A 24,062-nucleotide genomic window follows, 5' to 3' on the forward strand; every position below is an offset into this window, starting at 1 on the left:
CTCTAGGTGATTGAGCTGGCGATTTTCCTATTGTGATCACCTCAGGGTGTGACAAATCGAACATGCCGCTGTGCTGGATCGAGCCGCTGAACTGTTCGCCCTTCCGCCTCTCTAAGCTGAGTCGGCATCAAGCGGATTGCACCCATGGTTCTTGGCACTCAGCACGCCACTGGCACCCTCCTGAGCGGCGGGCGGCCGGTGGCCCAGCCCATGCAGGAGGTGCTGCTTGAGGCGCTTCAGCAGCATCTGGCGATGGAATTGAACGCCAGCTCCGCCTATTGGGCCCTGGCCGTCTGGTTCGCCGAGCGCGATCTGCGTGGCTTCTCCCGCACGTTCAAGGCGGAATCGGATCAGGAACGCAATCACGCCGGCCTGTTCGCCGATTACCTGATCGCCCGTGGCCAGCCTGTGGTTCTGGGCGGTATCAATGCGCCCAAGCAGGTGTGGAACGACATCGAGGACGTGCTTCTGTCTGTTTTTCAGATGGAAGTGGATGTCACCACCTCTTTGCATCAGTTGTATGCATTGGCAGAGCAATCCGGCGATGTGCGCACCACTGTGTTTCTGGATCCCTTGATTGATCAGCAGACGGCCTCTGAAGATGAGGCGGCCCACAGGCTCGGTCGTTGGCGCCTGGCTGGTGGCGAATCTGCGGCGCTGCTGATCCTTGATGCCGAGCTCGACGGTGGCAAAGCAACACCGTCCAAGCTGGCGGCATGATTCCGGCCTGAAGTTGCCTGGAGATAGGCGGTGTCTGTTTGGTCTTGACCATCCCTTCCACCGCTTGTTCAGCCTGAGGCCTATCCGCTATGTCCAGGCCATGGCTCTGGTTGTTCGCTTCAGGCCCGCTTGTTCTTTGAACGGCTTAGTCCACGGTTCATCAGGCCAGGCTGTGGCGGCGGCTGAGTTCCACCAGAAAGGCCACACTGAAGGGATCCAGTCCTGGGGCACGGCGTAGTGCCAGACCGACAGCGTGCACTTCGGCCTGCCGCACCGCCATGCGCTGCAATTCACCCTGCAGTCTGCGGATCAGGCCGGCATCACGGCAGCGCGTCAACTGTGTGGCGATCTGGCGCCGCCGGCTGAGCAGCTTGCCCATTTCACGGCACAGGCTGCCCAGCAGGCTGTCGGCGGGGCCGTCGTTCAACGGGGACAAGGGCGATGGGGCCTCTCTGCAGGGGGGCAGGAGTGGGGAAGAGCACACCACGATCTGCGCTCCGCTCAAGCCGCCGCCAGCGGGGCGGACTCGACCAGGGAAGGGGCCACGCGCATGCCCGTCTGGCCGCTGGGCGCTTCCATCAGTTCCGCCTGCCGGATCCGCGAGATCAGCCGGGTGGTGGTGACGCGGGTGGTGCCGATCAGTTCACCGATGCGTTCGTGGGTGAGGCGGAAGGGAAGGTCGCACCAGGGACCGCAGCGGCGCCCCAGGCGGCGCACCAGCAGACCGAACAGGGCATGGAGCCGTTGCTCGGCACTGCCGAGGTGCCGGATGCGCAGCAGTTGCAGCGTCCATTCATTGACGGGGTCAAAGCCATCACCCGTGCCCGCTTCGCCGTCACTGCGGAAACACAGGGGCGTGAGCGCCTCCACGCAGACCCCTTCACTGCAGAGGCGGTCGGTGCGCAGTTGATCGCCGGGTTGGAGAAAGGCGAGGGTCATTCCCTCGGTTTCCTCGCAGGGGCAGTACACCCGGGCGATACCTTCCAGCACCTCGATGCAACTGCCACTGGGACGGTGCAGGGGATCGAGGAGCACCGTCTGGCCGGTGGGCATGCGTACAGCAGACGCGGGCTGATCGGGCAGAAAGCGGAAACTCACGGATGGGGCTTATTGAGAATGAATCGCACTCTAAACAGCTGCCCCGCCTTTTTGCAAGTGGTTCTCAATAGCAACTGGTAGTTGCAAGCCCTGGACGCCGACGGGGGGTTCCTGGCGGCGGATCGCCTGTGGACGATCGGCTACCTGGTACTTGCAGGTAAGGACTGGGGCTCTGGTGGCCTGGGCTTTGGTAACGACGTCTGGTGCTATTTGGGCGCCTCGCATGTGGTGACGGTGCTGGCCTTTGTGCGGCGTCGACGCAACCTGATCCCATTCCCACTTCGTTCCCCATGCTTCGCATCCGCGGTGATCGTGCTTCCCTGCTGGCCGCGCTGGCCACCAACTGGGCCCATCAACAGCTCGGCCTCACGGCTCCGGAGCTGGGCTTCCCTGGAGCCGCCCTGGTCACGGCTGTGGACCAGGGCCAGAGGGGGGCGGCTGCAGTGGCGCCGCTCAGCGTGGGGCCGCAGCGGCACAGCGGGGACACAGCGCCCGCACGGTGAGCACACACTCCAGCAGGCGGAAGCCGTGGGTCTGGGCTGCCGTTTCTCCTGCTGCCATCACCTGCGCGCTGTCGAACTCCTCGGTGCGGCCGCAGCTCACGCACACGAGGTGATGGTGATCGCGGTGGCTGTCGCTGGCCAGCTCAAAGCGCCGCCCGCCTTCCGGCAGCTCCAGTTCCCGCAGCAGCTCAAGGGCACTGAGCAGGCGCAACGTGCGGTACACAGTGGCCAGTGACACGCGCGTCTGCTCCCCCAGCAGCCGTTGGTGCACTTCTTCGGCACTCAGGTGGCTGCCTTCACCGATGCGGCGGAACAGATCGAGCACCCGCTGGCGCTGGGGCGTCAGCCGCTGCCCGCGGCCGTGGAGGCTGTTGCGCAGTCCTTCAGGAATCGCGGGAACCTGGCCCCTACCAGTGGCTGAACGGGTGGGCACCAGGTGGGCGGCTGTGCTTCTCAACAATAGATGCTGTTGCGAATCCTGGACAGACCATGGCGTTGTCGTGATTGTTCCGTTCTCGACCGCCTGTGCACCGATCAGGCGCGTTCACTGGCCAGCTGTTCGTCCAGGCGGGCCGTGAGTGCCCCGAACAGGTCGGCCACGGTGACAACCACGCGGTAGCTGAGGGCCACCGCCAGCAACGGCGCCTCCGGCACCTGGCCGCCGAGCCGGAGCACCAGCACCGCTTCGAACACCCCGAGGCCCCCGGGAGCACCCGGCACCACCAGCCCGGCCGTCCAGGCCAGGGCGAAGCCCGCCAGCCAGACCGGCCAGCTGAGTGACAGCTGCTGATCGAAGGCGATCACGGCGCAGGCAAAGCCGGCGAAGCGCAACAGCACGAACGGGACCTGGGCCAGCAGGGGCAGCAGCGGGTAGCCGGGCAGAGACACCGGCAGCAGTTTGTCAGTGGCGTCATCGAGCGAGAGCTGGCGCGCCCGCTGCCGCTGCAGCCGGTTCAGAACACGGTTCGACCAACCCGGCATCAGGCCGATCAACGGCAGCGGCGCCACCAGTGCCAGCCCGTCTTGCCAGCCGCCGATCGGCACCATTGCCAGGGCGGCACTTGCCGCCAGCAGGGGATCGAGCAGCACGGCCACCAGAGCCAGTGCCGTGCCCATGGGCTCGCGGCTGGCAAGCGGATGGGGCGCCTGAGGCGTGGGCCGATCCGCGGCTGGCGCTTCCGGCCCCGTCCGCAGCGACTGCACGCGTGAGGCCAGGTGCCAGAACCCGCCGGGCAGGTACTTGAGCAGGTTGCTGCGCAGGTAGAGCCGCACGCAGGTGTCCCAGCGGGGTCGTGCCCCCAGCCACTGCAGCCCCACGCTCCAGGCCAGCCCGTTGACCACCAGGCTCAGCAGGCTTACCCCCGTGCCGACCACCAGCCACAGCCAGCCCTGTGGATCCAGTCGCAGTGCCAGCAGTTGCGGCGCATTGGCCAGCAGGGCGGCGAACAGAAAGCCGAAGCTGAGCAGGCTCGCCCAGAGCCGCACGCCGCCGGGCAGGGAGGTCACCAGGTGGCGCAGGTTGGGCATCAGTCCTGGTCCGGCATCGCCGCCGCATTGTGCTCGGCCAGGGCGGCCGGGTCGGCGAGCGCCTGCTGCACCGCCGCGCGCACCTGCCGCAGGCTGAGCTGCTCGCGCCTGGCCAAGGCGATCAGGTCGTCGTGCTCGGCCTTGAGCTGGCGCTGGCCATCGGGCAGGTGCGACACCTTCACCCGCACCGGCCCCCAGGGGGTGGCCAGCTGGGCCTGGTGGCGCGGCAGGCACCAGCGCTGCTGCAGTTGCTCCCGCACCCCGAGGCTGGTGCCATGCCGCCACCAGATCGCCCGCAGCGCTGGTGCCGCCTGGGGGTGTGCCACCACGCTGAGCAGCACGCCGCTGCGTCCCTTCTTCATCAACGCCGGCTGGCTGAACACCTCCAGGGCACCGGCCCGGCGCAGTTCGTCGGCCAGGAAGGCCAGATCTTCGGCGCTGGCGTCATCGATCTGCGCCTGCTGGAGCAGCACCGTCTCCAGCAGCGTGTGCCCGGCCATCGGGGGCGCGCTGGCCTCCCCCAGCCAGAGCCGCAGCAGGTTGGGGCGATCGAGCACGCGGTGACCCAGGCCGATGCCCACGGCGCTGGGCACCATCGAGGGCTGGGCGCCGAAGGCCGTGGCCCATTCACTCAGCAGCGCCATGCCGGTGGGGGTGGTGAGCTCCCCGGCCGGCAGCTCAGCTGTGCCGGCAAGGGGCACCTGCCGCGCGCGCGCGAGTTCCAGCACCGCCGGGGCCGGCAGCGGCAGCAGGCCATGGGCGGAGCGCACCGTACCGTGACCGGCCGGCGGCGGCGCACAGATCAGCGGCTCCACCTGGAAGTGCAGCAGCCCGGCGCACACGCCCACCATGTCGACGAGGGCATCGACGGCCCCCACCTCATGGAAGTGCACCTGCTCAGGGGCATGGCCGTGCACCCGGCCCTCGGCTTCGGCCAGGCGGGTGAACACCGCCAGCACCCGCTGCTTCAGGGCCGGCTCCAGCGGCGCTGCGCTGATCTGCTCACGCAGCTCCAGCCAGTGGCGGTGCGGCGGATGCGGCTCCAGGCCCTCCACCGAGACGCGGGCGCCGCGCTGGCCACCGCTGCGGGCCTCGGTGACGGTGAGGCGGTAGGCGCCAGCCAGACCGAGCTGCGCCAGGGGGACTTCCACCACGGAGCGCGGCAGGCCCAGATCGAAGAGGGCGGCCAGCAGCATGTCGCCCGCCACCCCGGTCGGACAATCCAGATAGGCCAGCACCATGGCGGTCAGCCGGGGGTGGGTGCCGCCTGGGGCTCCGTGCTGCGCAGCAGCCGCGGGGCGGCGGCCACCATGGCCTCGGCGCGCCCTTCCAGCTCGTTCTGCCGTGCCCGCAGCAGCTGCTCCACCTCGCGGCGGGCGCGGCGTTGCTCCAGCTGGGCGGTTGCCACATCAAAGCCGGAGAGACCCCAGAGACGCCCGAGCAGGGCCTTGTCGTCGGAGCCGCCGCGCGAGTTGCCGTAGAGAAGCTGTTCGGCCACCATGCCCGCCTGCAGCACCCGGCTCCAGCGGCGCAGCTCCTCGGCCGGCAACTTGGCGTGGGCCGGCAGCTCGAATTCGGTGCTGCCGTTGGCGCTCAGTCCTTCGCGTAGGCAGGCCAGGCTGCCCACCAGCACCCGCCGCACCGGCAGCTGGTCGTGGTCGGCGACGAGGGCATGGCCGGCCTCGTGCACCGCGATCCGGTGCAGCCGCCCCGCACCACCCGGCAGTGCTTCAGCCAGCAGGTGGCCGCCGCGTCCCCCGAAACGCAACGCATCGAGGCTGAGCGCGGTGAGGGCGCCGCCGGAGGCCAGGGCGATGATCCATGGAGAGAGACCCAGAACCGGGCCGAGCACCGCCAGCAGCGTGATCGCCGCCACGGCGATGCCAGCGTTGAGCGCGGCGGTGGAGCCATCCCCCACCGGCTTTGCGGGACCCGGCGTGGCCATGGCCTCAGCTCCCCGGGCGCCGGATGGCGGTGCGTTGAGGGTCGCGGACAGGGCTGCCCGCTGCTGCTCCGCTGGCCGGCGCCCCGCTGGCGCCCGATCCCACCGGAGCACCGGCGCGGCGGTCACCGCCGCGGGGGGCGCCACGGCCGGCACCATCCCGCCCGTTGCCACGGCCTTTGCCACCGCGATTGCCCCGTTGGGCCACCGGACCGATCACCTCATAAGACTCAACCCGCAGCGCCTGGCCATCGCGGCGCAGGTGCAGGGCCACGAAGTGACGCAGATGCTCCAGCGGGATCTCGCCGCGCAGCTGCAGCTTGAACGGCTGCGGGCGGGTTTCCTCGCCCCGGGCCTGCTGGCGCACCTTCACCACCAGCTCACCGCTCTCCGGCCGGGTGAACACCAGCTCACCCCGCACGGAAAAGTAGCCATCGCCTTCCGGCAGCTGGTCCACCGTGGGATCGGCAGCAGCATCTGCATCGGGAGCATCTGCTTCGGCGGCCAGCAGGGTGCTCGGTTCCCACACGCCCACGATCTGCAGGTGCAGGGTGCCGGTATCGCGGCAGCGGGGGTACACCACCCACAGGTGGGGCCTGTCCGGATCGAGGCGACGTCGCACCAGGCTCAGCACCCGGCCCAGCAGCACCGCTTCCAGCTCGGTGCCGTCTTCCGTGCGGATCAGCCCGCGGGTGTCGTGCTCCGGATCGGTGGCCACGTACTGACCCTGCACCACGCCGATGGCCCGGTACTGCATCGGCTCGGTGACCGGGGAAATCGGATGGAGGCGCATTGGAGCGGGCGCTGGCAGAGGGGGCTGGCGGGGGATCCTGCGGGAGCGAACTCCTGACGGGATCTAGGGTGTTGGGGGCGTGATCAGGGGTGATCCGCCGTTCCGCGGCCCGGAGCGGAATCTAGCTGTGCCTTCAGGCGTCAGACTTGCCGCAGCCACCCCTGCACATGTCGCCCCGTTCGTCCGTCGGCTCAGCCCTCTCCAGGCGCTCCGGGGTGCTGGCGGGCTTCGGCGTGGCTCTGCTGGTGCTGGCCTCGCTCATCGGCGGCTGGTGGCTTGGCCGGCAAGGCCCCAGCACCAGTGCCGAACACCGTTCCCGCCAGGTGTTGCAGCAGGAGATGCTGCGGTTGCGGCAGCAGCAGGCCGATGGCCAGGCCAGTGATGTGGAGCAGCGGCGCCTGCTGCAGTTGTTGCTGGCGCTGGAGCAACCGGCGGAGGCCACCCAGCTGCTGGAGGCGATGGCGGATCAACAGCCCGATCGCTGGTCGTTGCGGTTGCTGCTGGCGGAGCTGCGCCGCGACCAGAACGATCGGGCCGGCGCCGAACGGGAAGTGCGTCAGCTGCTCAACCTCAAGTCCGACCGCATCGAGGCTCTGCAGCTGATGGCGCTGCTGCAGCTGGAACAGGGGCGCGGCGCCCAGGCCCAGACGCACCTCACCAGCGCCTATGTGGCGGCCACCAAGCCGCAGCTCCAGCCCCAGGCCCTGCCGATCGGCCTGATCCTCGCCGACCTGATGCTGCAGCGCGGCCAGCTTGAGCAGGCCGATGGCCTCTACCGCAGCCTTGCCGCCAGCTTCCCCGGTGATGTGCGGCCCGTGCTGGCCCGCGCCCTGCTCAAGCAACAGCAGGGAAACAGCAAGCTGGCGCTGGAATTGATCGCCAAGGCCAGGGCGATGAAACCTGAGCAATGGGATGCACGGGTGGATCAGGTGGCCGCCAGCTGGGGCCTGAAACCCCTGCAGCGGCCAGTGAAGGGAACAGCCACCAAGAACCCTGCCCCCACCAGCGATCCGCCGACGCCGTCCATCAGCAGCCCGGATGGGGCCACAGGCGCTGGGGCTCCTACGGCCCCTTCACTCCCGCCGAACCCGGCGTCGGCTGCGCCTCCATCTCTCTGAGCGCCCGGTCGATGGCGTCACCCGGCGGGGTGGCGTTGTCCATGGCACTGCTGCGCCGCAGCTGATTCATCAGCTCCAGCGGGTTGGTGGCATCCAGCACGCCCTTGGGCCGCTCGCCGGGGCCATCGAACACGTTCTGCTGCTTGGTAGGCGGAGCGTAGGGGTTGTCGGCGCGAGCCTCGGGCATCGCCAGCGGCACGGCGAGCGCGACGACGGCCGCGAGAGCCACGGGACGGACCATGACGGGTGACCGGAGGTGACGGAACGTAAGGGAATGCTAGGGGTGTTCGGCTGACGCCTCCGCCCATGCGCATCGCCACCTGGAATGTGAACTCCATCAGGATGCGACTGGAGCAGGTGACCGCCTGGCTGCAGCGGGAGCGGCCCGATGTGCTGTGCCTGCAGGAAACCAAGGTGGAGGATGGCAAGTTCCCCGCCGAAGCCTTCACCGCCCTGGGCTACGCAGTGGTGATCAGCGGCCAGAAGGCCTACAACGGGGTGGCGATTCTCAGCCTGTTGCCGCTCGAGCAGGTGTGCAGCGGTTTTGAGGCCCTGCTGCCCGGCGACCCCGAAGCCGTGGCGCTGGGGGAACAGAAGCGGGTGATCAGCGCCCTGGTGGACGGCGTGCGGATCCTCAACCTGTACGTGCCGAACGGCTCGGCGCTGACGTCGGAGAAGTATGCGTACAAGCTGGCCTGGCTCAGCTGCCTGCGCCGTTATCTGGCGGCCCAGGAGCAGGAAGGCGATCCGCTCTGCATGGTGGGCGACTTCAACATCGCCCTTGACGACCGCGACATCCACGATCCCGCGCGCCTCAGTGGCGGCATCATGGCCAGCGCGGCGGAGCGCGAGGCGCTCACGGCGGCGCTGGGGGAGCGGCTGGTGGATGTGTTCCGCGTGTTCGAGCCCGACAGCGGCCACTGGAGCTGGTGGGATTACCGCACCGGTGCCTGGGACCGCGACCGGGGCTGGCGGATCGATCACATCTATTTAAGTGAGGAGCTGCTCGCCTGCTCCACCGGCTGCGTGATCGACAAGGGGGAGCGGGGCCACGACCAGCCCAGCGACCATGCGCCGGTGGTGGTGAATCTGGAGCTGCAGCAGGAAGGTGACGCGGACGAGGACGGGGAAGGAGGCGACGCTGTGATCTGAGCCGCTGGGGATCACCTAGGCCCTGAGCCCGTCAGCCGCTTTGCTCTGCTGGGCCACTGCCGTGGATGGGGCCGACGGCCGTTGGGGAATTGTGAGCGTGTTCTCAGGCCATGGAGGTAAAGCGTTCTCAACGTTTCAGCAGCGCCTTACGATCACCTCCACCTGCATGTCACCGATGCTCTCCCGCCTGCTTCCTGTGCTGGCAGCGCCGCTGTTGATTGGTTCCACTGGCGTCGCCTCCGCCGCGCAGACGTGCAGGTTTCTGCAGCCGATCGGCGGCACGGGCAGCCCGGTCGTGGCCAAGTCGGTGGGTGCGGGCAAGATCTTCGGCAACACCAACTGGAACACCGATTTCATCGTTGATCAGCCCTACAGCAGCTTCAAGTTCTTCTTTACCGCCAATTCTTCCGACGCCAATGCCACCTATCCGGTGGAGGCGTTCATGAAGTTCACCGATGGCTCCAACCTTCAGGTGGTGAATGAATCGATGAACCCGCCGATCGGCCGAGGCCGCATGTTCGGTCCGTTCCCTGCCATTCCCGGCAAACAGGCCAGCCAGATGAATTTCAAGGTGGGAGCCAGCAACGACCCGGGCGCCCTGGGCTTCAGCTATCGCATCTCCGTGCAGGGCTGCAACTGATCACGGCGGGGCCCCAGGCTGATCCGATCTCTCTCCTTTCCTGCTGGGGGCTTCAGCCTGGGGTGCAACGGGCCTTGATCAGAGCCGGAACAGGGGGTCGTAGCGGTAGTACTCAGGCTTGCGCAGGCCCTCCACAGCCAGCATCCGGCGCAGCTCCATGATTTCGGCGCGCTGCGCCACGATCACCCCGCGGGCAAACCGACGGATCGTGGGGTTGGTGCTCTTGGCCAGAGCATCGTGCGCCATCACCAGTGCGCCGCCGTGGTGGTCGAGCATGCCTTCGAGGAACCACACCACCCGGTTCTGCGGTGTAGGGAGCGCGCCCATCATGCGCATGCCGTCGATCTGGGCCTGGCTCATACGGGTGAGGCCGCTGAGGCTGTTGGGATCCCCACCGCTGGCCAGCGCCACGGGATAGACGGGCGCCTGGGGGTACCAGGCCCGGCGCCAGAGGCCCATCGCCCGGATCTCATTGGCCTGATCGCGCCAGATCGCCTTGCCCAGCGCCCCCACACCCGGCTGGCCGGTGCCGAAGACGATTTCACTCATCCGCAGCGCCCCGGTGTGGTGCTGAACCATGCCGTCGATGAAGCGCAGGTCGTAGGTGGCGCCTGCAGGGCCCACGTCATGGGCGTGGCTGCTGTGGTCGTGCTGGCCGTGGTGATCTCCGTGGCGCTGCAGGTCCGGGGGAGTTTGAGCCAGGCCGGGGACTGCCAGCACGAGGGCGGTGGCCAGGCCCATCAATGCGGCGGGAGCAGGGAAGGTGCGCATGGGGTCGGGCTGGATTGACCTCACCGTATGGTCTCCCCCCTACTGGAGAGTCAAGCGGGCTGCGGCCTGCCGTGTGGCTCCCAGGTTTGCGGAACCTGCCGGGCACGCTGTGGCGTTGCCCTTCAACCCCTCAGCAGCATCCACAGCCCCATGGCCACCATCGCCCCGTTTTCCAGCACGCTCACCAGGCCCAGTGGGGTGCGGCTGTTGCCGCCCACGCAGGCGCAATCAAGGTCGAGCTTGTCGACATAGACCGCCTTGATCACCGACACCCCACCTTCCAGGCCCATGGCAAGCGCCAGCAGGGCGATCGGCGCGGCCTCGAGGCGAGCCAGCAGCGCCAGACCCAGCAGCAGTTCGAGGTAGGGGAACACGCTGGCGTAACCCCCCAGCCACCGGGTCAGCACGTTGTACTTGCGGAAGGAACGGCTGAACGCCGGTGGATCCATCAGTTTCAGGCAGGCCAGCAGCGCCAGCGCCATCCCCATGAAGCCCCCCGCGCCGTTGCCGAGCGCCAGCGCGATCAGCGCCGCGATGGCAAACACGGTGATCACTGGCCTGTAGCTGCGACCCCCCGGCTGGCGTGGTTTGACCCCGAGCCGCCGGGCCAGCTCTGAGTAGCCGCCGATGCGTTCGCCCGCGGCGAACACCTGCGGGGTGGTGCTCACCCCATGGGCCGCCTTGAAGCGCTCCACCTCCTCCTGGCTGAGCAGCAGATGGTCGTCGTAGGGAATGCCCAGCTCCTGCAGCAGGCCTACCGCCAGCTCGCCATAGGGGCAGACGTGGCCGGAGATGGCGATGCGATGCAGCCGCACAGGTGGTGGCAGGCGGGCGGGTGTCATGGCTTATCAGGCAGTGACCCTCACCCTATGGTCTCCTCTCAGCTGGAGAGTCAAGAGGTCGTCTGGAGAGTTTGCCGCCTGGCGAGCCGGCGCGGGCCGCCTCTGCCAGGGGGCGCCGAAACCTTGCGCAACAGACACCACCGGGGCAATGCGTCGGGCCCCTCGAACCACAGCCCCTTGACCCGCCTGGCGCGGTGATCCGTAGCGCAAGCCGGCGGGATTCAGCGCATGGCCTGCTGCAGGGCGAACAGGCCGAAGGCCAGGAACAGACCGCCACTGAGCCGGTAGAGCATCTGCTCGCTGATCTTCTGGCCGATCCACTTGCCGGCTCCCACCGCCAGCCCGGTGACCAGGGCATGGCCGCCCAGGGTGCCCGCCAGCAGCGCGCCAAAAGGGAAAGCGGGCGCCGTGGCGAGAAAGATGGTGGCGAACTGGGTGCGATCTCCCAGCTCGGCGATGAACACCAGCGCGAAGGATTCCCAGATCACTGCCAGCGGCGTGGTGATCCGGTAGCGGCGCTCTGCCGCCTCAACGGCCTCTTCTGCATCTCCGGCCTCAGCCGCGGCAGCCCCCGGTGCCATGGCCTGGGCGTCGATCAGCAGCTTGATGCCGAAGCCGAGAAACAACGCAGCTGCCAGCCACGGCACCACGCTGGGTGGCAGCAGTTCCCGCAGGCCATAGCCCATGCCCAGCGAGATGAGCGTGACGGCCGTAAGGGCCGCAAAGGAACCGATGAACACCCAGCGGGCCCGATGGCGGGCCGCCAAGATCAGGGCCATGAAGAAGGTCTTATCGCCCAGCTCGGCCAGGGTGATGGCCGTGAAGCTGGAGCCGAAGGCAGCGGCCCCATGGCCGGTGAGGAAGGGAAACGCCATGCGCTCAACGACACCCTGAACGGATCAGAACCAAGGCGTCGGGGGCGGTCACTGTCGAGTCAGGTCCATGCATGGCTACTATGCATGAACATTCCCGCATGAACCATCCCCGCTACTGCCACAGATCCGATGGTTTGGCGAACCCTAGGTTTACCGACGGGCAGGCTTGACCCATTTAAGTCCCAGAATACAATAGGAAACCAGTAAAACACAGCACGATCACCTGATCATTCTTTTGTGCTTTTGTGATCTCATCACTTGGCTGTGGTTTTTGGCCGACAAGCTGCCGAGAGGCGGCAATGACGAGGAATCCATGGCCAAGTCACGCAACCCGTGAGAAGTGTCTCGCTGAGATGAACAAGCCGGGGCTCTGAGATGCACTGGTCGACTTAGCGAGTCTTTCAACTCCTAAAGCAGCTCCAATGCAGGACGACGTTCCAATGCGCTGGGTACCGTGCTGCTGATCCACCTGTTGCAGCAGCAGAAATCACTAAGCGATCCTGCGATGGAGGAGCCGCTGCCTTGATTGAACTGCTCACCATGCGGCGCCTTCCCGGCATCACCAGCAGATTCTGCTCACCTGGAATCAGACCCAGCGAGCCGCGCTGCGGGCAGCACTGCCACAGCGACGTCAGGTTTGTGCCCCCCACCAGCGCCAGAGACCCCCTGCTGTCGACATCGGCTGACATCACACCCATGTCTACGAGAAGGCACGGCACTAACACCCGCTGCAATGGCGCCGATCCAGCCTCTGCTGGCGCGAGCCAGAAGTGGTGTGGATCAAGAAGCCGCCAGAAGAGCCGATACGGAATCTGGCAGCCCCCTTGCCCTGGGAAGCTTGGAGAGCAGCCCAGGAGTGACAGTTGTCATGACGTTATCGTCAAGGCTGGCAGCACAGTGCTCAGTTTCTAACCACGCTCCACAAAGAAAGTCAATACTGGTAGTGAACGTGGATTGAGGAGGAGTTGTTCGTGGTGAAAGTGACCGCAATGTGTCTGTCGTGGCGGAGCTGTGACTAAGACCAACCGAAAACCAGAACCGTGTCAGCCATTGTGGATCCTTCTGCAGCTGTCGTTGCCTGAAAGTGACTGCGAGAGAAGGTGTCAGGGTTGAAGATCAAGGGTTGAGGCAGATGTCCACACACATCGATCGGATGACTCATCGAAGCCACTTCTATGGTGCATATCGCCAAGACCTGTAGGATGCTCATGATGTCCGAGTTCGCATTGAACACCGTTATGGCGCACATCAAGGGTGATCACATGGAAGATTTATTCATGACAAGTTCTGACCATTCACGTATTGAGGCACACCCATACATGGCCCCACAGTCGAGCTCTTTCAATGGCGCTGCTGCCAATCAACCTTCTGTATTGCCCGCAGTTTCTTCTGGTAAGTCACCAAGAAAGCTGAGGTTCTATTTTTTGATGCTGACAGCGTTTCTTCTGATGGATACGATGCTCTCAAGTTGTGCCATGGCACGGCCATTCAAGCGTCGCGTTGAGGGACCAAGGCAATCAGCAGCATCCAAACCAGTCAATGTGTCGACGAGTGGAATTGCTTACTCTCCATTGATCTCGGGCGCTCCAATTGGCAGTAACAAGCTTGATATCTATCCATGCAAGCAGGCTTCCGGACGTCCATGCCCGACCCTAGTCTATGTTCACGGAGGTTCTCTGATGAGAGGTGATAAGAGGAGCGTCGGCTCTATGCCGGAACTCTTTAATCGCAATGGCTTTTGCCTTGTCTCACTCAATTATCCAGTCTACGGGCGTCCCATCCCAGGTCTGATCGAGCAGCAAATGTCTGCACTGTCTTCTGCCACTGCATGGCTCAAGGGCAATCTTGGAAGGGTCAACCCATCATGCTCGATGAATGATGCTGCCATCATGGGACATTCAGCAGGTGCATACCTGGCATCGCTTCTTGCCACCAGTCCACAGTATAGAGCGCCAGCAGATGCTTATCAGAAGTTTATTCTGAATGACTCGAACTGGTACACGGGTAAAGTTGGAAGATACAAGGACAGTCTGGCGATTATCTTTGGTAAGAATGCCGTAAGCGGGTCAGGTAAGAACTCTACTATCGCCAAATGGGTTCCCGCTCAGCTGGTTAAATCATCATGCCCGAAAGAGTCATCACCCACCGATGTGATGATCATGTATTCAACGCAACGTCCCAAGAGTCAGCAAGCTGAAATCAGGTCATTCGCAAATACGCTGAATGGATGTTCCGCTTTCAATGCATCCCTTTCGGCTCATGGGTATGATCATAAGGCAATGCATACCAGCATCGGAAAGCCTGGCAGTACGACGGGAGCGGCCATCCTTGCATTTCTCAAGCGATGAGATAGTGCCGATAACTGATAGGTAAAGACCAGCCGTTGGAAAGGGTCTTTCCTATCAGTCTACATCGAAGTAAAATCATTCTAGGTGCTGTCTCCCTACTCGACTTGATGAGTCCTTCACGGGCTTGAGACTACAATGACTAAAGGTCAATCGAACGGTCTGGTGGAGTCACTGGTTATCTACACCACCCTTTATCTTCTCCTAGGTACATCCTGCACCGCAGTATCTGTGGCAAGGTCACAGATAATCTCGTCCATGGGCTCAACCAACCCAGGCTGAACTGACCCAGAGATCATAGAGATGGCCTGGCTTGAGGCGATGGCTCTGACCACTTGTCAGATCAAGTTGGCCAGCGTAGGCATCAGCATGCTCCAGTGATTGTTGAGGTTTACCGGCATGGGCCCTGTCGTTTTGCTTGGCCTGGCACGGTTGAATCGATGGCAGTCAACAGCATGATTTCAATGATTGGTAACCAAGATGACTTTCACATTGTGGTGATTCTGCTATGAATAGAGGCTGGCTTGCTGTATCGCGATGAATTGACTGCCGAGAGCGTTGACTAGGTCACTCCTCGTGTAAACGCATCGCTGGGCCTGGCTATCCCCTCCTGCCACGAATGGAGGCGGAGAAGTCATGGTTGCGTCAGGGTTCCTGCTCTCATTCGGACCATTCAGTACGTCTTGCGTTAAGACCTACGCTATCTGCCCCCCGCCATGTTGTCTCCGTGTTTTGGCGGTGTTCCCACAGTCCCGTCTGGACATACTCATGCTAGCCTGATATGAGTCACAAGGGTTCTATGCAGGGCTACGCAATTGTAGGCATGGCTTGCAGATATCCGGGAATCAAAGACACTTCATCATACTGGGATGCACTCGTCAGGGGTGAATCACTTCTGACAGAAATGAGCGATTCTTGGTCTAGGGCTTACTATAATCAATTCCAAGATAGATCTAATCCGCGCGAATCATACTCTACGATCTATACAAAGAAGTATGGATCTATCGCTGATAACAGCTGGATTGATTCCATTCGGTTTGCCTTTCCTCCTAACCTAGTTGAAGGAGACCCATCCCAGTATCTCTGTCTGCAAGTGGCCGCCGAGGCCATGGCTGATGGCTTGCGCGGACGTGCTCCGGATTGGATTCCTCATGAGCGTACAGGTGTGGTGGTTGGGATGGGAGACCATCCTCATCGAGGCATCGTAGGGGCGTTGATGAACGGCATGATCATGGAGCATTTTATTGATGTCCTTGCTGATTCTGTCGGGGCTGTTCTGAAAGGAGAGCGCAGAAAGCAGCTACGCTCATTCCTTTCATCGACCTATGAGTTGGTTTGTGATCCCGCTATAACACCAAACCTGATATCTAACGTAGTCTCTGGAACAATCGCCAACAGGCTTGGCCTCCTTGGCCCTAATTACCTTGTGGATGGTGCCTGTACGTCTGGCATGATTGCAATTGATCATGCAATCAAGCAACTGGATGCCGGCGATGCCGACTTGATGTTGGTAGGTGGTGTCCAGGCTACAATGAACTTCCCTATCTATCAATTATTCTGCACGATTAATGCGTTGTCTGAAGAGGGAATTTTCCCGATGTCAAAGTCCGCATCGGGAACGCTTCTTTCCGAAGGTGTGGGCTTTGTTGCAGTAAAACGCCTTGAGGATGCGGTGCAGTCTGGAGATACGATTTATTCCATCATTCGATCAGTTGCACTGGCCAGTGATGGAAAGGGCGAAGGGCTGTTGGCTCCAAACCGCCAAGGACAAGTCGTCGCGATGAAACGGGCCTACGAAAAATGTAACCTTGAGCCGTCGGATGTTTCCTTGGTGGAGGTTCATGCAACAGGAATCCCCCATGGCGACAACACAGAACTCTCCTCAATGCTTGAGGTCTTTGGTGATTGTCATCGTGGTCTTTCAACCATTGCCATTGGATCAATCAAGTCGTTGATCGGCCATACGATACCCGCATCGGGGGTGGCTAGCATTATCAAAATCTCTCTTGCTTTGCAGAACAGGCTAATTCCTCCTTCGATCTGCCCGGATCCGTTAGAGGCTGTTGCTGACCATTCAACTCCATTCTATATCAATCGCACATTGCGACGTTGGGTGCATTCACCATCAAAGCCACGTGTAGCTGCCATCAATTCGTTTGGCTTTGGTGGGATTAACGGCCACTTACTTCTTCAGGAGTTTACCGACCCTGATCAACGAAATTCGTCCCCAGTGGTTCTGTTCCCATACCAAGTATCACACACTCCCGATGACGCTGAGAATTCAGGGGCCTCCCTTGCAACTGATCTGTCCGGAAGAACGTACCGTGGGTTGCTTCAGTACAAGCAGTATGGTTATACCACGATTGGTCGAGCAGCCTTTCTGGAGGCAAGCTCCCGTTCCGAGTTGCAGTCATTGATCGCTGACATTGATGTTGATGAGATCCAGCAGGCGGTTCTAATACGCAGATCGCCTGCCAAGCAGCAGACCGCAGAGGCTTCGCTCAGGCTCGTTGTCTTTGCGCCGTCACTCATGAAACTCAGTGAAGGGTTGCAGGATGCATCTGCTTGGCTAGGTGGCAACCCATCTTCTCAGGGACATCGTGGACGTAACTTTATCTATTCGGAGTCGACAAGCTCAAAGGGTAAGCTTGCATTTCTGGTTCCTGGAGAAGGTGTTCAGTCTCCGGAAATGCTTAGTGATCTCACAAAGAGTATTGATCTCTTTTCCTATTGGTACAGCTTCATGGACGGAGCCTTGGATCGGGATATTTCACTAGGCTTGGTTACCAGTATGCCGAACGCAGATCTTGATTGTGCTAAATCGGCCAATGCAAAGCGAATGGAACTTCTTTTTGCCCAAGACTCGGCTACGCAAATCATAGCTGCTTGCCTGATGTCTTTCTACGAGATTGCCTCTCGGATTGGACTCAAGCCTGACCAGCTTATTGGTCATAGCCAAGGAGAATCGAATGCAGTGATGCTTTCAGGCAGTCTTACAACAATGAAGAACGAAGACGACCTTCGCACGAGAGTAAGGCAGATTCATGATTTCTTTTCTCAGGCAGATTCAATCGATGAGTTCCCAGAAGGATCGACGTTCGCCATTTCCGGTCTTGAATCTAACCAGCTAAAGGAGATCCTTGAACGTCGTAGTGAATGGTCACTCATTTCAGATAATTGTCGCTCGCAACGTATTGTCTTTTCTGAAGCTGCCTTCAGCAAGGAGCTTGAGGAGAATGTGCTCGCCGCAGGTGGATCTCTGTTGCCAACTCCCCTAACACGGCCTTATCATACTCGCTATTTTCAGCAAGGGGCTGAAACACACAGAAGGCTCTACCGCCAATTTCCTCATTCTATAAGGATTGAGCCTCAGCATGCAACTGTGTACAGTTGCCTGACCACTCAGCCTTATCCCAATGACTATGAAGAGGGCACACGCATCTTCATTGACCAGTGGGTTAATCCTGTTAGATACGAGGAAACAGTTCGGAATATGTATGCCGATGGAGCCAGGTACTTTGTTGAGTTGGGTCCCAATACAACGTTGACTAGTTACACTAAAGAAGCTCTTTCTGAATACTCTGATATCGTCGCCGTCTCGCTCGGCACCTCTCGTAAAGACAGTACCACTGCCTTCCTGCAATCGATAGCAACCTTATGGACGTCTGGTCTAGACCTAGACCTTGATGCTCTCGATGGCCTCTTTATTGAGCGCTATAGGACTGGCTTGACGATGGTGACGAGGCCTGCAGCTGCTGTTTCAGTTCTCTCCGAGATCCCTCAATACAACTCCACCGGTCTCAAGGAGTTTCTTGTTTCCCTGTCTACGGATTCCCCGACTGCTGCCAACACAGATCGGCAGGAGTCAACAGCCCAATTGATCCCTATCCAGGAGGAGAAATCCATTCCTTCTCCTGTTGAATCTAATTCACCTGGCATCCGGGCTTCTTCCCTTCACTCCCACTCTTCCGAATTGGTTGGCTCACAGGAGGATCCAGCTTTGAGGCAGCAGCTGCTGCTGGAGCACAGCAGAACCATCATGGCGATTCTGGCTAGCGCTGATGCCACCTCAAAGCAAATCTTCAGTCAGGTTGATTGATCAGTGCAACTAATGCTTGTACGGGCAGTTGACCCATTCTTGAGCAAACAACTCTCAAGCAAGTATCTATCTTCTTGCGAGCAAGGATATCTTTCAGGATGTAATCATCCTTCAAGAATATCTGATTATGTTACTAGCCGCCTTGCTGCTAAGTTGTTATTATGGAGATGGCTTCAGCTGTCCCCTGTTGCCGCTAAAGAGCTTGCGCTCTATGGTCTCCCAGCTCGTCCACCAAAGCTCTATCTGCATCAGGGGATTCTCAACGAGTTTCATGTTTCTGTTTCCCATTCCAAAGGCCTGGTTCTCGTTGGCATTGCTGATAGTCAACCATTTGGTATCGATATTGAACACATCTCTGGACATGATTGGACAGCCATCTTCGCCTTTATGCGATGGCCGCTGCCCATCCCGCCAGATCATTGGCAGATGGATCAATATTGTTGTTGTGTCTGGGCAATATACGAAGCTGGATTCAAGCTTTTTGGTGGAGCAGTTGTACAGGCCGATTTCCGCTTGCTTTCCATCGACACTCCTGCGGACTGCACCGTGATTAGCGGTTTTCCATATTCTTTTACTGCCTCCTTTTCAACGCTGACCTTCGCCGGAGAGGGACTTGTCTCTAGCGATTGGGTGATCGCTGTGGCTATGGAGCCTTTGCGTTCCACTGATGATTCATTGTTTGATGGAAACACGCATGCTGATGTTAGCTGCGCGACAGTTCACCCCATGAACTATCCATTTCCCCTAAACCCAAAAGATCCATGCCATCCGAATCTCTCATGCATTGAGTCGCATCCCATCCAGTGAGTGCATCATTGACGCCCAGCTCTTCGCATCAATGGCTAGATTGGCAGATTAGGTGGTTCTCAGGATGGAACACGTTTCTGCCGCGGACGTCGTAGCAGCAATCAGTGCCTGGTCGCTATGCCACTGATGGGGTGGTACGAACTTGACCGTGCTGTGGCGCCGCCCATCTTCGCGAGAAGCCTGCGGCCAGGCATTGCTGTGGTCAGCGTGCAGAACCTGCGGCTCCAGACGTCGATCACCAGGTAGAGAAACAGCCACACCCCGCACCGTGGTGGGCAGACAGGTGATGTCTCACGACCACACAGCAATGGGTCGATACGCTCGCAGGCGCGGCACGGGCCGTGGCTCCTATGGCTGTTGTGTACGGCCCCAACCATGGGCCTGACCATGCGCATGCGCGTGCAGAACCCAGTAACTGCTGGACTCAGAGCCGAAGACGAAGTCTTCTGCGGAGGAGTTGAGCAGGTCCTGATCAGCGCCAGTGTGGGCATGATTTGTCCTAGTGGCAGGGAGGCGTATTCGGGCTGATTGGAAGTGAGCAGGATCTGCCGGTGTTCCTCCTTGCTCAGGCGGTGAGCGTTATCGCCGGGGCTGCCTTTGCGGTGGTCCTGACCGTCCCCACCACCCAGGACGGCACGCCGCCAGAGCTTGACAGTGCGCAGGGTAATACGATCTCCCGGCAGTAGGCGCCGAGGTCGATGTCGTTGAGACCAGCGGTTTCGAGCACAACGTGAACTGTCGAAAGCGCCCTAGCCTTCTGCCCCCTTCTCGGAGGCGGGAACCATCTCCTCCTGACATCAGCACATTGCTGCGCGGAAGCCTGCAGCTAGACGGCCTCGCTGTAATGACACATTGATCTTGCCCCTCACTCCCGGGTGTGAGATTGTGGGGGGTGCCATCATTCCTGAAGTGGGGGCTTCAGTAATAGATGCGGGAGTATCCTAACGCGACTAGCTCTTTGATATCCAAGGTAAATGAGCCGCAGCTTCTCAGAAGTCTATAAAATAGACTTCTGATCTGTCAAGACGGGAAGAAAAGATGAGAGTTTGAGAATCATCCAAGTGATGGATTAGTGTTGGAACAAGATCACTATTGTGATGGGCTATGCTGCCACTATGGATGAATGTAGATCCTAAGTCTTCAGAGAAGTATAGTGATGAAGTAGTGTAATTGACTGAGTAGACATTGAAAGATGGCGCAGCTTCCTTTGGTGGCGTGGTTGAGATGCGGGAGGGTGAGGCCAGCACCAGGCCCAATGAAGGGTAAATCAGATTTGACGATTCAGGAGATATAGATAGTCTGTTGTCGATTGAGAAGATAGGGCGTCCAAGTACAAGACAGGGAGTGGGTGAGCCATTGAATATGAATAGCCGGGACTCAACGCCACAACTGAGTGTTCTGATAGAAGAGTCGTTTGCAACAACTGCAACAACGTCACTTTCAATCTCGACAGCATCCGTAACTGTGAGATTTGGATACATGGCCTTAACTGTTTTAATGGCAGTCAATAGTGCCGGTTTGGACGTAAGTTCAAATACTCCCTGCTGAAGGACGGCTTTGATAAGGAGAACATCACGTAGACTATGGTAGGGTACAAATAGGCTTGGATAGGTTGACTCATTTAGGACGTTGTCATGCAGCAACGGAGAGTCATGAAGCGTCGAATCGGTAGATCGTGGTTTGTGCGATTGGCAGATCTCAAATAGTCTGGCCCATTGGTCATGATCAAGATGCAGATCCGTCTTGGTTACGACGATCCCAGACTTAGGTTGGCAACTGATAACATACAGGATTTGAGCGGCAGATTCAGTACCATCAGCAAGAAAAAAGAGCTGACCATTTGAGGATGAACCTAAGTATAAGAAGTTATAGGGGAGAACAAAGTAGGAATCTGAATTTGAAGGTGTACAGTAGACGAGCTTGCGCGAAGAGTCTGACGAAAGGATAATCCAAAGTCCGACCCCATTGGGGGAATGATGGCCAGCCAGAATTTGGTACGTCTCATGACTTCCAATAGGAAGCGAAACGGAAAGTAGTTTTAACTGTTTAAGCGTATCCAAGCTGTGCCTCCATGTCCATAACCAGTTCAAGCATGGAGAAGTCCCATGACTTTAAGCGCGCAATTGTATCTTCATCCTCAAGCTTGTTCAAATAGTAGCTCGTAAAGGCAGGCTTACCATCTGACGCGAGAAACTCTCGAACAACCTCACGAGAATATTTCTTACGTTTCATTTGCCTAAATTCCGGATTAGTAATGAACTTAGGATCATTGCCACAAGGTGCCATGCGTGGGCCATAAAAGGCATAGGGTGATTCTTCAGGCTTGAGCATTGCATCAATACATGAGCTATCGCTTGAAACACCAAGCCAGCGACAGATCTGAGGAAGAACTACTCTTGGATCAGACAGAATTGCTTCACCACTAACTGTAAGGAAGTTTGACGGGGGAACAATGGAGCGAAACTTCAGGATGTTTCGATGCATTGCATACCACATTAATGCATAGTTCTCCTTGACCATTGGATGTCCTGCGGCAGGACTATGAATTGTGCGTCGAAATTCGAAGAACTCCTTCAAGGACTTTGAAGCTCCAACAACACTTCGTGTTAAGTGAATGAATCTGGCATTTGGATAAAACTTGAATAACCTCACCATGCGATCAATTGTCTTGGTATTCGGCGGAGACTTTTCGATGCAAGCCTTAGGATAAAATGGTTGGCAGAGATACTCAAATAGTTCCTTGCTAGTCATTGACTGATTGTTAACCAGCCACATCCAAGCGCGGCTGCAGGCAGCACTATCTTGCTTGCCTTCATGAACTTGAGCGATTGCTCTCAAAAGTCCACTCGGTGCAAATCTTGCATACTTAATATTTGATTTATTGGATAGTAGATGCCCGATGTCATCTCGATAAAGCAGGTGTAGCTCGGGGAAGCAATAGAGTTCTGGATGCTGCCCGAGAATAGATGAAACGACTGAAGAGAAAGACCGAGGAGGACTCAGCAAGAAAATAGGTTCAACCATGACCATTTACACTGCTAAAAAGATTGCGTCGAATCACATTGTAGCGATGCTGCATCCTATCTTTTAGGTTCTGGAGATCCTCTACTAGGTCATCAGAAAGGACCAATTCTGTTGATGCACAGTCCTGTGAGGATTCACTGGGTTCAAATAGAAAGCTGAACAATGCCTTGTGAGCATTTTCAGATTCCATTTCGGTAAACGGTTCTGTTACGAGTTCAGAGCTTGCTGGCTGCGGCGCGACGTCGTGTTCACCGTCATCGCCTTCCGATACATCAATGATAGGTTCTACCGCGTCCTTGTGCGTGAGTGAAACAATCTGAGTAAATGTATTGTATTCGAGACTGTTTTCACGGCCTGCAACCGTGCTATCAAGATTTACAAGCTCCATGAGGGTCTCCAGTTGGGAAGTGACCTCGTCGCCATCCAAGTCGTGCAAAAGGGTTAGTTCTTGATTAACGTTGGAATCGCGTTGGATAGACGACATAGAGGAGGCTGAACTGGTTGGAATCAGATCAATCATAACGAAGAAGCCGGTAAGGAGTCAACACGAGAGAGCTCAAGCCTGGAACTTACTGAACTCAGATGCGCCTGATAATGCCTAATAACGCCTGTGAGGTAGAGGCTGTTGAGGTCATCTCTCATTTCCGTATCTAATGTAAGACAATCATGGGACTTTAACGGGGGGAGGGGCCTTGTGTCAATTACAACCTGGCTAAGCAGGATGTCCTCTAGTGAGGTCGAAGAAGTAAGCACATCAATTCTCTTCAAACCCAACATCGTCGCATGATGCAAGCACATCCTTGCATGCCTGTCTTCAGCATGAAGAAACATTCGGAGTCGACTGCTAGGAGTGGTTACCTTCATCCCCGTCCATTCAGATGGAAACTGCTGATAGGAATCAGCGGGCCCGGCGATTAGCAGAACACCGCAGAGTTCGAAGTCAATAGCCATCACTGCTGCATGACCGGCTCCCTGGCTATGACCAACGACCAGTGTTTGAAGAAGGATGTCCCGTTCGGTTAGATGGAAGCCGTGGTGCTGCCTTACTTGAGTAAGAAACGTTCCCATGATCGACTCTTCATAGGCGATGCCAAGCTTTGAGTTCGGCTGGGAAGCGCTGCCATAGATGAACTCACGGCGTACCTGAAGAAGCGAGTCAGAATCAAAAAACTCGGAATTCAGCTTGGCTACGGTGGAAGATAATGGATAGTCAACAAAGTAGTAGTCGCCACTATCAGCTAAGCACGTACTCAACCAGAGGTAGTCTGAGCTGCGGCGAAAGCTACCTGGCAGGAAAAGGAGGAACATGAAGCTGATGTTGAATGGCTTAGGACTTTTCAGGGCCTTCTGGATCCTAGTATGGGATACTGGCAGGTTATGATCAAGATCTTGAACATCAGACAAGCGTTCTAGCTTCAAGGGATACACATCCAATCATTCTAAAATTGCTTGGACTTCCCAAGAGCACATTGATGTAGTTCAAGAGTGTATACAGTGCCAAGCATTCATTGATTGAGTTCCAACTCTGAGCTGATTGTTTTCAGAAACCCTGCACCCATTCCCCAGTCGAGTTGGCAACCAATCAGGAAAGCTTGTGTACCGAACATCTGTGTTTGAAGGAGAAGAGGACCGCGCGAAAGCGGATCATCAACTCATAGCAGTCTCAGTACATTACTGACCCCCATCAGTTCCCCATGTGCTGCCGGATACTCTTTTCGATAGCATTTGACCTAAACCCGTGGACCTTGTAAGTCATACCAAAGAGTCCAGGATGTTTGAGATAGACCTCTTGGTGTTTTCCATCGG

Annotated in this window: 22 protein-coding genes and 1 pseudogene; 9 read left to right on the forward strand and 14 right to left on the reverse strand. The window is 59.0% G+C overall.

The genetic code is table 11. The features are described 5' to 3' along the window. Positions 1 to 144: 144 nt before the first annotated feature. Complete coding sequence (locus tag ACXMDP_RS07925; RefSeq protein ID WP_259729554.1) at positions 145 to 720, forward strand: ferritin; 576 nt, start codon at positions 145 to 147, stop codon at positions 718 to 720. A 160-nt stretch (positions 721 to 880) separates the two neighbouring features. On the opposite strand, the gene ACXMDP_RS07930 is transcribed toward ACXMDP_RS07925, so the two are convergent. Together ACXMDP_RS07930 and ACXMDP_RS07935 are read right to left on the reverse strand one after the other, a co-directional pair. Further along, the gene (locus tag ACXMDP_RS07930; protein ID WP_144036920.1) at positions 881 to 1,156 is read right to left on the reverse strand and encodes a hypothetical protein; all 276 of its coding nucleotides are present in this window, start codon (positions 1,154 to 1,156) and stop codon (positions 881 to 883) included. Between the two features lie 65 nt (positions 1,157 to 1,221). Then, positions 1,222 to 1,818 (reverse strand): Crp/Fnr family transcriptional regulator, encoded by a 597-nt coding sequence (locus ACXMDP_RS07935; protein WP_259729553.1) that lies wholly within the window; start codon positions 1,816 to 1,818, stop codon positions 1,222 to 1,224. Between the two features lie 290 nt (positions 1,819 to 2,108). Here ACXMDP_RS07935 and ACXMDP_RS07940 point away from each other — a divergent pair, with 290 nt between their 5' ends. Continuing rightward, entirely contained in the window at positions 2,109 to 2,321 is a 213-nt protein-coding gene (locus ACXMDP_RS07940) for a hypothetical protein (RefSeq protein WP_255099544.1), read from the forward strand. Here the strand turns inward: ACXMDP_RS07940 and ACXMDP_RS07945 are convergent. The 5 genes from ACXMDP_RS07945 to ACXMDP_RS07965 form a co-directional block, all read right to left on the reverse strand. After that, a complete protein-coding gene (locus tag ACXMDP_RS07945) occupies positions 2,272 to 2,754 on the reverse strand; it encodes a Fur family transcriptional regulator (RefSeq protein ID WP_233132806.1) in 483 nt (160 codons plus the stop codon). The two genes, ACXMDP_RS07940 and ACXMDP_RS07945, sit on opposite strands and share 50 nt — an antisense overlap. 101 nt (positions 2,755 to 2,855) lie before the next feature. Next, entirely contained in the window at positions 2,856 to 3,848 is a 993-nt protein-coding gene (locus tag ACXMDP_RS07950) for a flippase-like domain-containing protein (RefSeq protein WP_259729552.1), read from the reverse strand. After that, complete coding sequence (gene larC, locus ACXMDP_RS07955) at positions 3,848 to 5,089, reverse strand: nickel pincer cofactor biosynthesis protein LarC (RefSeq protein WP_259729551.1); 1,242 nt, start codon at positions 5,087 to 5,089, stop codon at positions 3,848 to 3,850. Before larC ends, ACXMDP_RS07950 begins: the two co-directional genes overlap by 1 nt. 5 nt (positions 5,090 to 5,094) lie before the next feature. Further along, a complete protein-coding gene (locus tag ACXMDP_RS07960; protein ID WP_259729550.1) occupies positions 5,095 to 5,793 on the reverse strand; it encodes a hypothetical protein in 699 nt (232 codons plus the stop codon). A gap of 4 nt (positions 5,794 to 5,797) precedes the next feature. Next, positions 5,798 to 6,583 (reverse strand): hypothetical protein, encoded by a 786-nt coding sequence (locus ACXMDP_RS07965; RefSeq protein WP_259729549.1) that lies wholly within the window; start codon positions 6,581 to 6,583, stop codon positions 5,798 to 5,800. A gap of 167 nt (positions 6,584 to 6,750) precedes the next feature. Between ACXMDP_RS07965 and ACXMDP_RS07970 the strand changes: the two genes are divergently transcribed. Beyond that, positions 6,751 to 7,701: a tetratricopeptide repeat protein gene (locus tag ACXMDP_RS07970; RefSeq protein ID WP_259729548.1), complete on the forward strand. Its 951-nt coding sequence runs from the start codon at positions 6,751 to 6,753 to the stop codon at positions 7,699 to 7,701. On the opposite strand, the gene ACXMDP_RS07975 is transcribed toward ACXMDP_RS07970, so the two are convergent. Further along, complete coding sequence (locus ACXMDP_RS07975; protein ID WP_259729547.1) at positions 7,646 to 7,942, reverse strand: hypothetical protein; 297 nt, start codon at positions 7,940 to 7,942, stop codon at positions 7,646 to 7,648. The two genes, ACXMDP_RS07970 and ACXMDP_RS07975, sit on opposite strands and share 56 nt — an antisense overlap. Before the next feature lie 65 nt (positions 7,943 to 8,007). Between ACXMDP_RS07975 and xth the strand changes: the two genes are divergently transcribed. Together xth and ACXMDP_RS07985 are read left to right on the forward strand one after the other, a co-directional pair. Beyond that, the gene (gene xth / locus ACXMDP_RS07980; RefSeq protein WP_259729546.1) at positions 8,008 to 8,853 is read left to right on the forward strand and encodes an exodeoxyribonuclease III; all 846 of its coding nucleotides are present in this window, start codon (positions 8,008 to 8,010) and stop codon (positions 8,851 to 8,853) included. Positions 8,854 to 9,028: 175 nt separating this feature from the next. After that, positions 9,029 to 9,493, forward strand: a complete 465-nt coding sequence (locus tag ACXMDP_RS07985; protein WP_259729545.1) for a hypothetical protein — start codon at positions 9,029 to 9,031, stop codon at positions 9,491 to 9,493. A 78-nt stretch (positions 9,494 to 9,571) separates the two neighbouring features. Here ACXMDP_RS07985 and ACXMDP_RS07990 read toward each other — a convergent pair whose 3' ends face one another. The 3 genes from ACXMDP_RS07990 to ACXMDP_RS08000 form a co-directional block, all read right to left on the reverse strand. Further along, complete coding sequence (locus ACXMDP_RS07990; RefSeq protein WP_259729544.1) at positions 9,572 to 10,264, reverse strand: DUF305 domain-containing protein; 693 nt, start codon at positions 10,262 to 10,264, stop codon at positions 9,572 to 9,574. Between the two features lie 122 nt (positions 10,265 to 10,386). Next, a complete protein-coding gene (locus tag ACXMDP_RS07995) occupies positions 10,387 to 11,106 on the reverse strand; it encodes a glutaredoxin family protein (protein WP_094510884.1) in 720 nt (239 codons plus the stop codon). 221 nt (positions 11,107 to 11,327) lie between these two features. Continuing rightward, positions 11,328 to 11,981, reverse strand: coding sequence for a TMEM165/GDT1 family protein (locus ACXMDP_RS08000; RefSeq protein WP_259729541.1), 654 nt, complete (start codon positions 11,979 to 11,981; stop codon positions 11,328 to 11,330). Positions 11,982 to 12,426: 445 nt separating this feature from the next. Between ACXMDP_RS08000 and ACXMDP_RS08005 the strand changes: the two are divergent. From ACXMDP_RS08005 to ACXMDP_RS08020, 4 genes and pseudogenes are all read left to right on the forward strand, one after another. Further along, positions 12,427 to 12,542: pseudogene (locus ACXMDP_RS08005) on the forward strand (IS5/IS1182 family transposase); the annotation flags it as partial. A gap of 647 nt (positions 12,543 to 13,189) precedes the next feature. After that, positions 13,190 to 14,329 (forward strand): alpha/beta hydrolase, encoded by a 1,140-nt coding sequence (locus ACXMDP_RS08010; protein WP_259729540.1) that lies wholly within the window; start codon positions 13,190 to 13,192, stop codon positions 14,327 to 14,329. Between the two features lie 820 nt (positions 14,330 to 15,149). Then, positions 15,150 to 18,425, forward strand: a complete 3,276-nt coding sequence (locus ACXMDP_RS08015) for a beta-ketoacyl synthase N-terminal-like domain-containing protein (RefSeq protein ID WP_259729694.1) — start codon at positions 15,150 to 15,152, stop codon at positions 18,423 to 18,425. Between the two features lie 39 nt (positions 18,426 to 18,464). Next, a complete protein-coding gene (locus tag ACXMDP_RS08020) occupies positions 18,465 to 19,232 on the forward strand; it encodes a 4'-phosphopantetheinyl transferase family protein (protein WP_259729539.1) in 768 nt (255 codons plus the stop codon). A 2,046-nt stretch (positions 19,233 to 21,278) separates the two neighbouring features. On the opposite strand, the gene ACXMDP_RS08025 is transcribed toward ACXMDP_RS08020, so the two are convergent. Genes ACXMDP_RS08025 through ACXMDP_RS08035 form a run of 3 tightly spaced genes read right to left on the reverse strand, consistent with a single transcriptional unit; the run spans position 21,279 to position 23,675 of the window. Further along, complete coding sequence (locus ACXMDP_RS08025) at positions 21,279 to 22,262, reverse strand: sulfotransferase family protein (RefSeq protein ID WP_457766705.1); 984 nt, start codon at positions 22,260 to 22,262, stop codon at positions 21,279 to 21,281. Next, complete coding sequence (locus ACXMDP_RS08030; RefSeq protein WP_259729537.1) at positions 22,249 to 22,776, reverse strand: hypothetical protein; 528 nt, start codon at positions 22,774 to 22,776, stop codon at positions 22,249 to 22,251. The genes ACXMDP_RS08025 and ACXMDP_RS08030 overlap by 14 nt, the downstream gene beginning before the upstream one ends. Then, positions 22,773 to 23,675: a hypothetical protein gene (locus ACXMDP_RS08035; protein WP_457766706.1), complete on the reverse strand. Its 903-nt coding sequence runs from the start codon at positions 23,673 to 23,675 to the stop codon at positions 22,773 to 22,775. Before ACXMDP_RS08035 ends, ACXMDP_RS08030 begins: the two co-directional genes overlap by 4 nt. Between the last annotated feature and the right edge of the window lie 387 nt (positions 23,676 to 24,062).

It is taken from the genome of Cyanobium sp. ULC065, assembly GCF_977927515.1.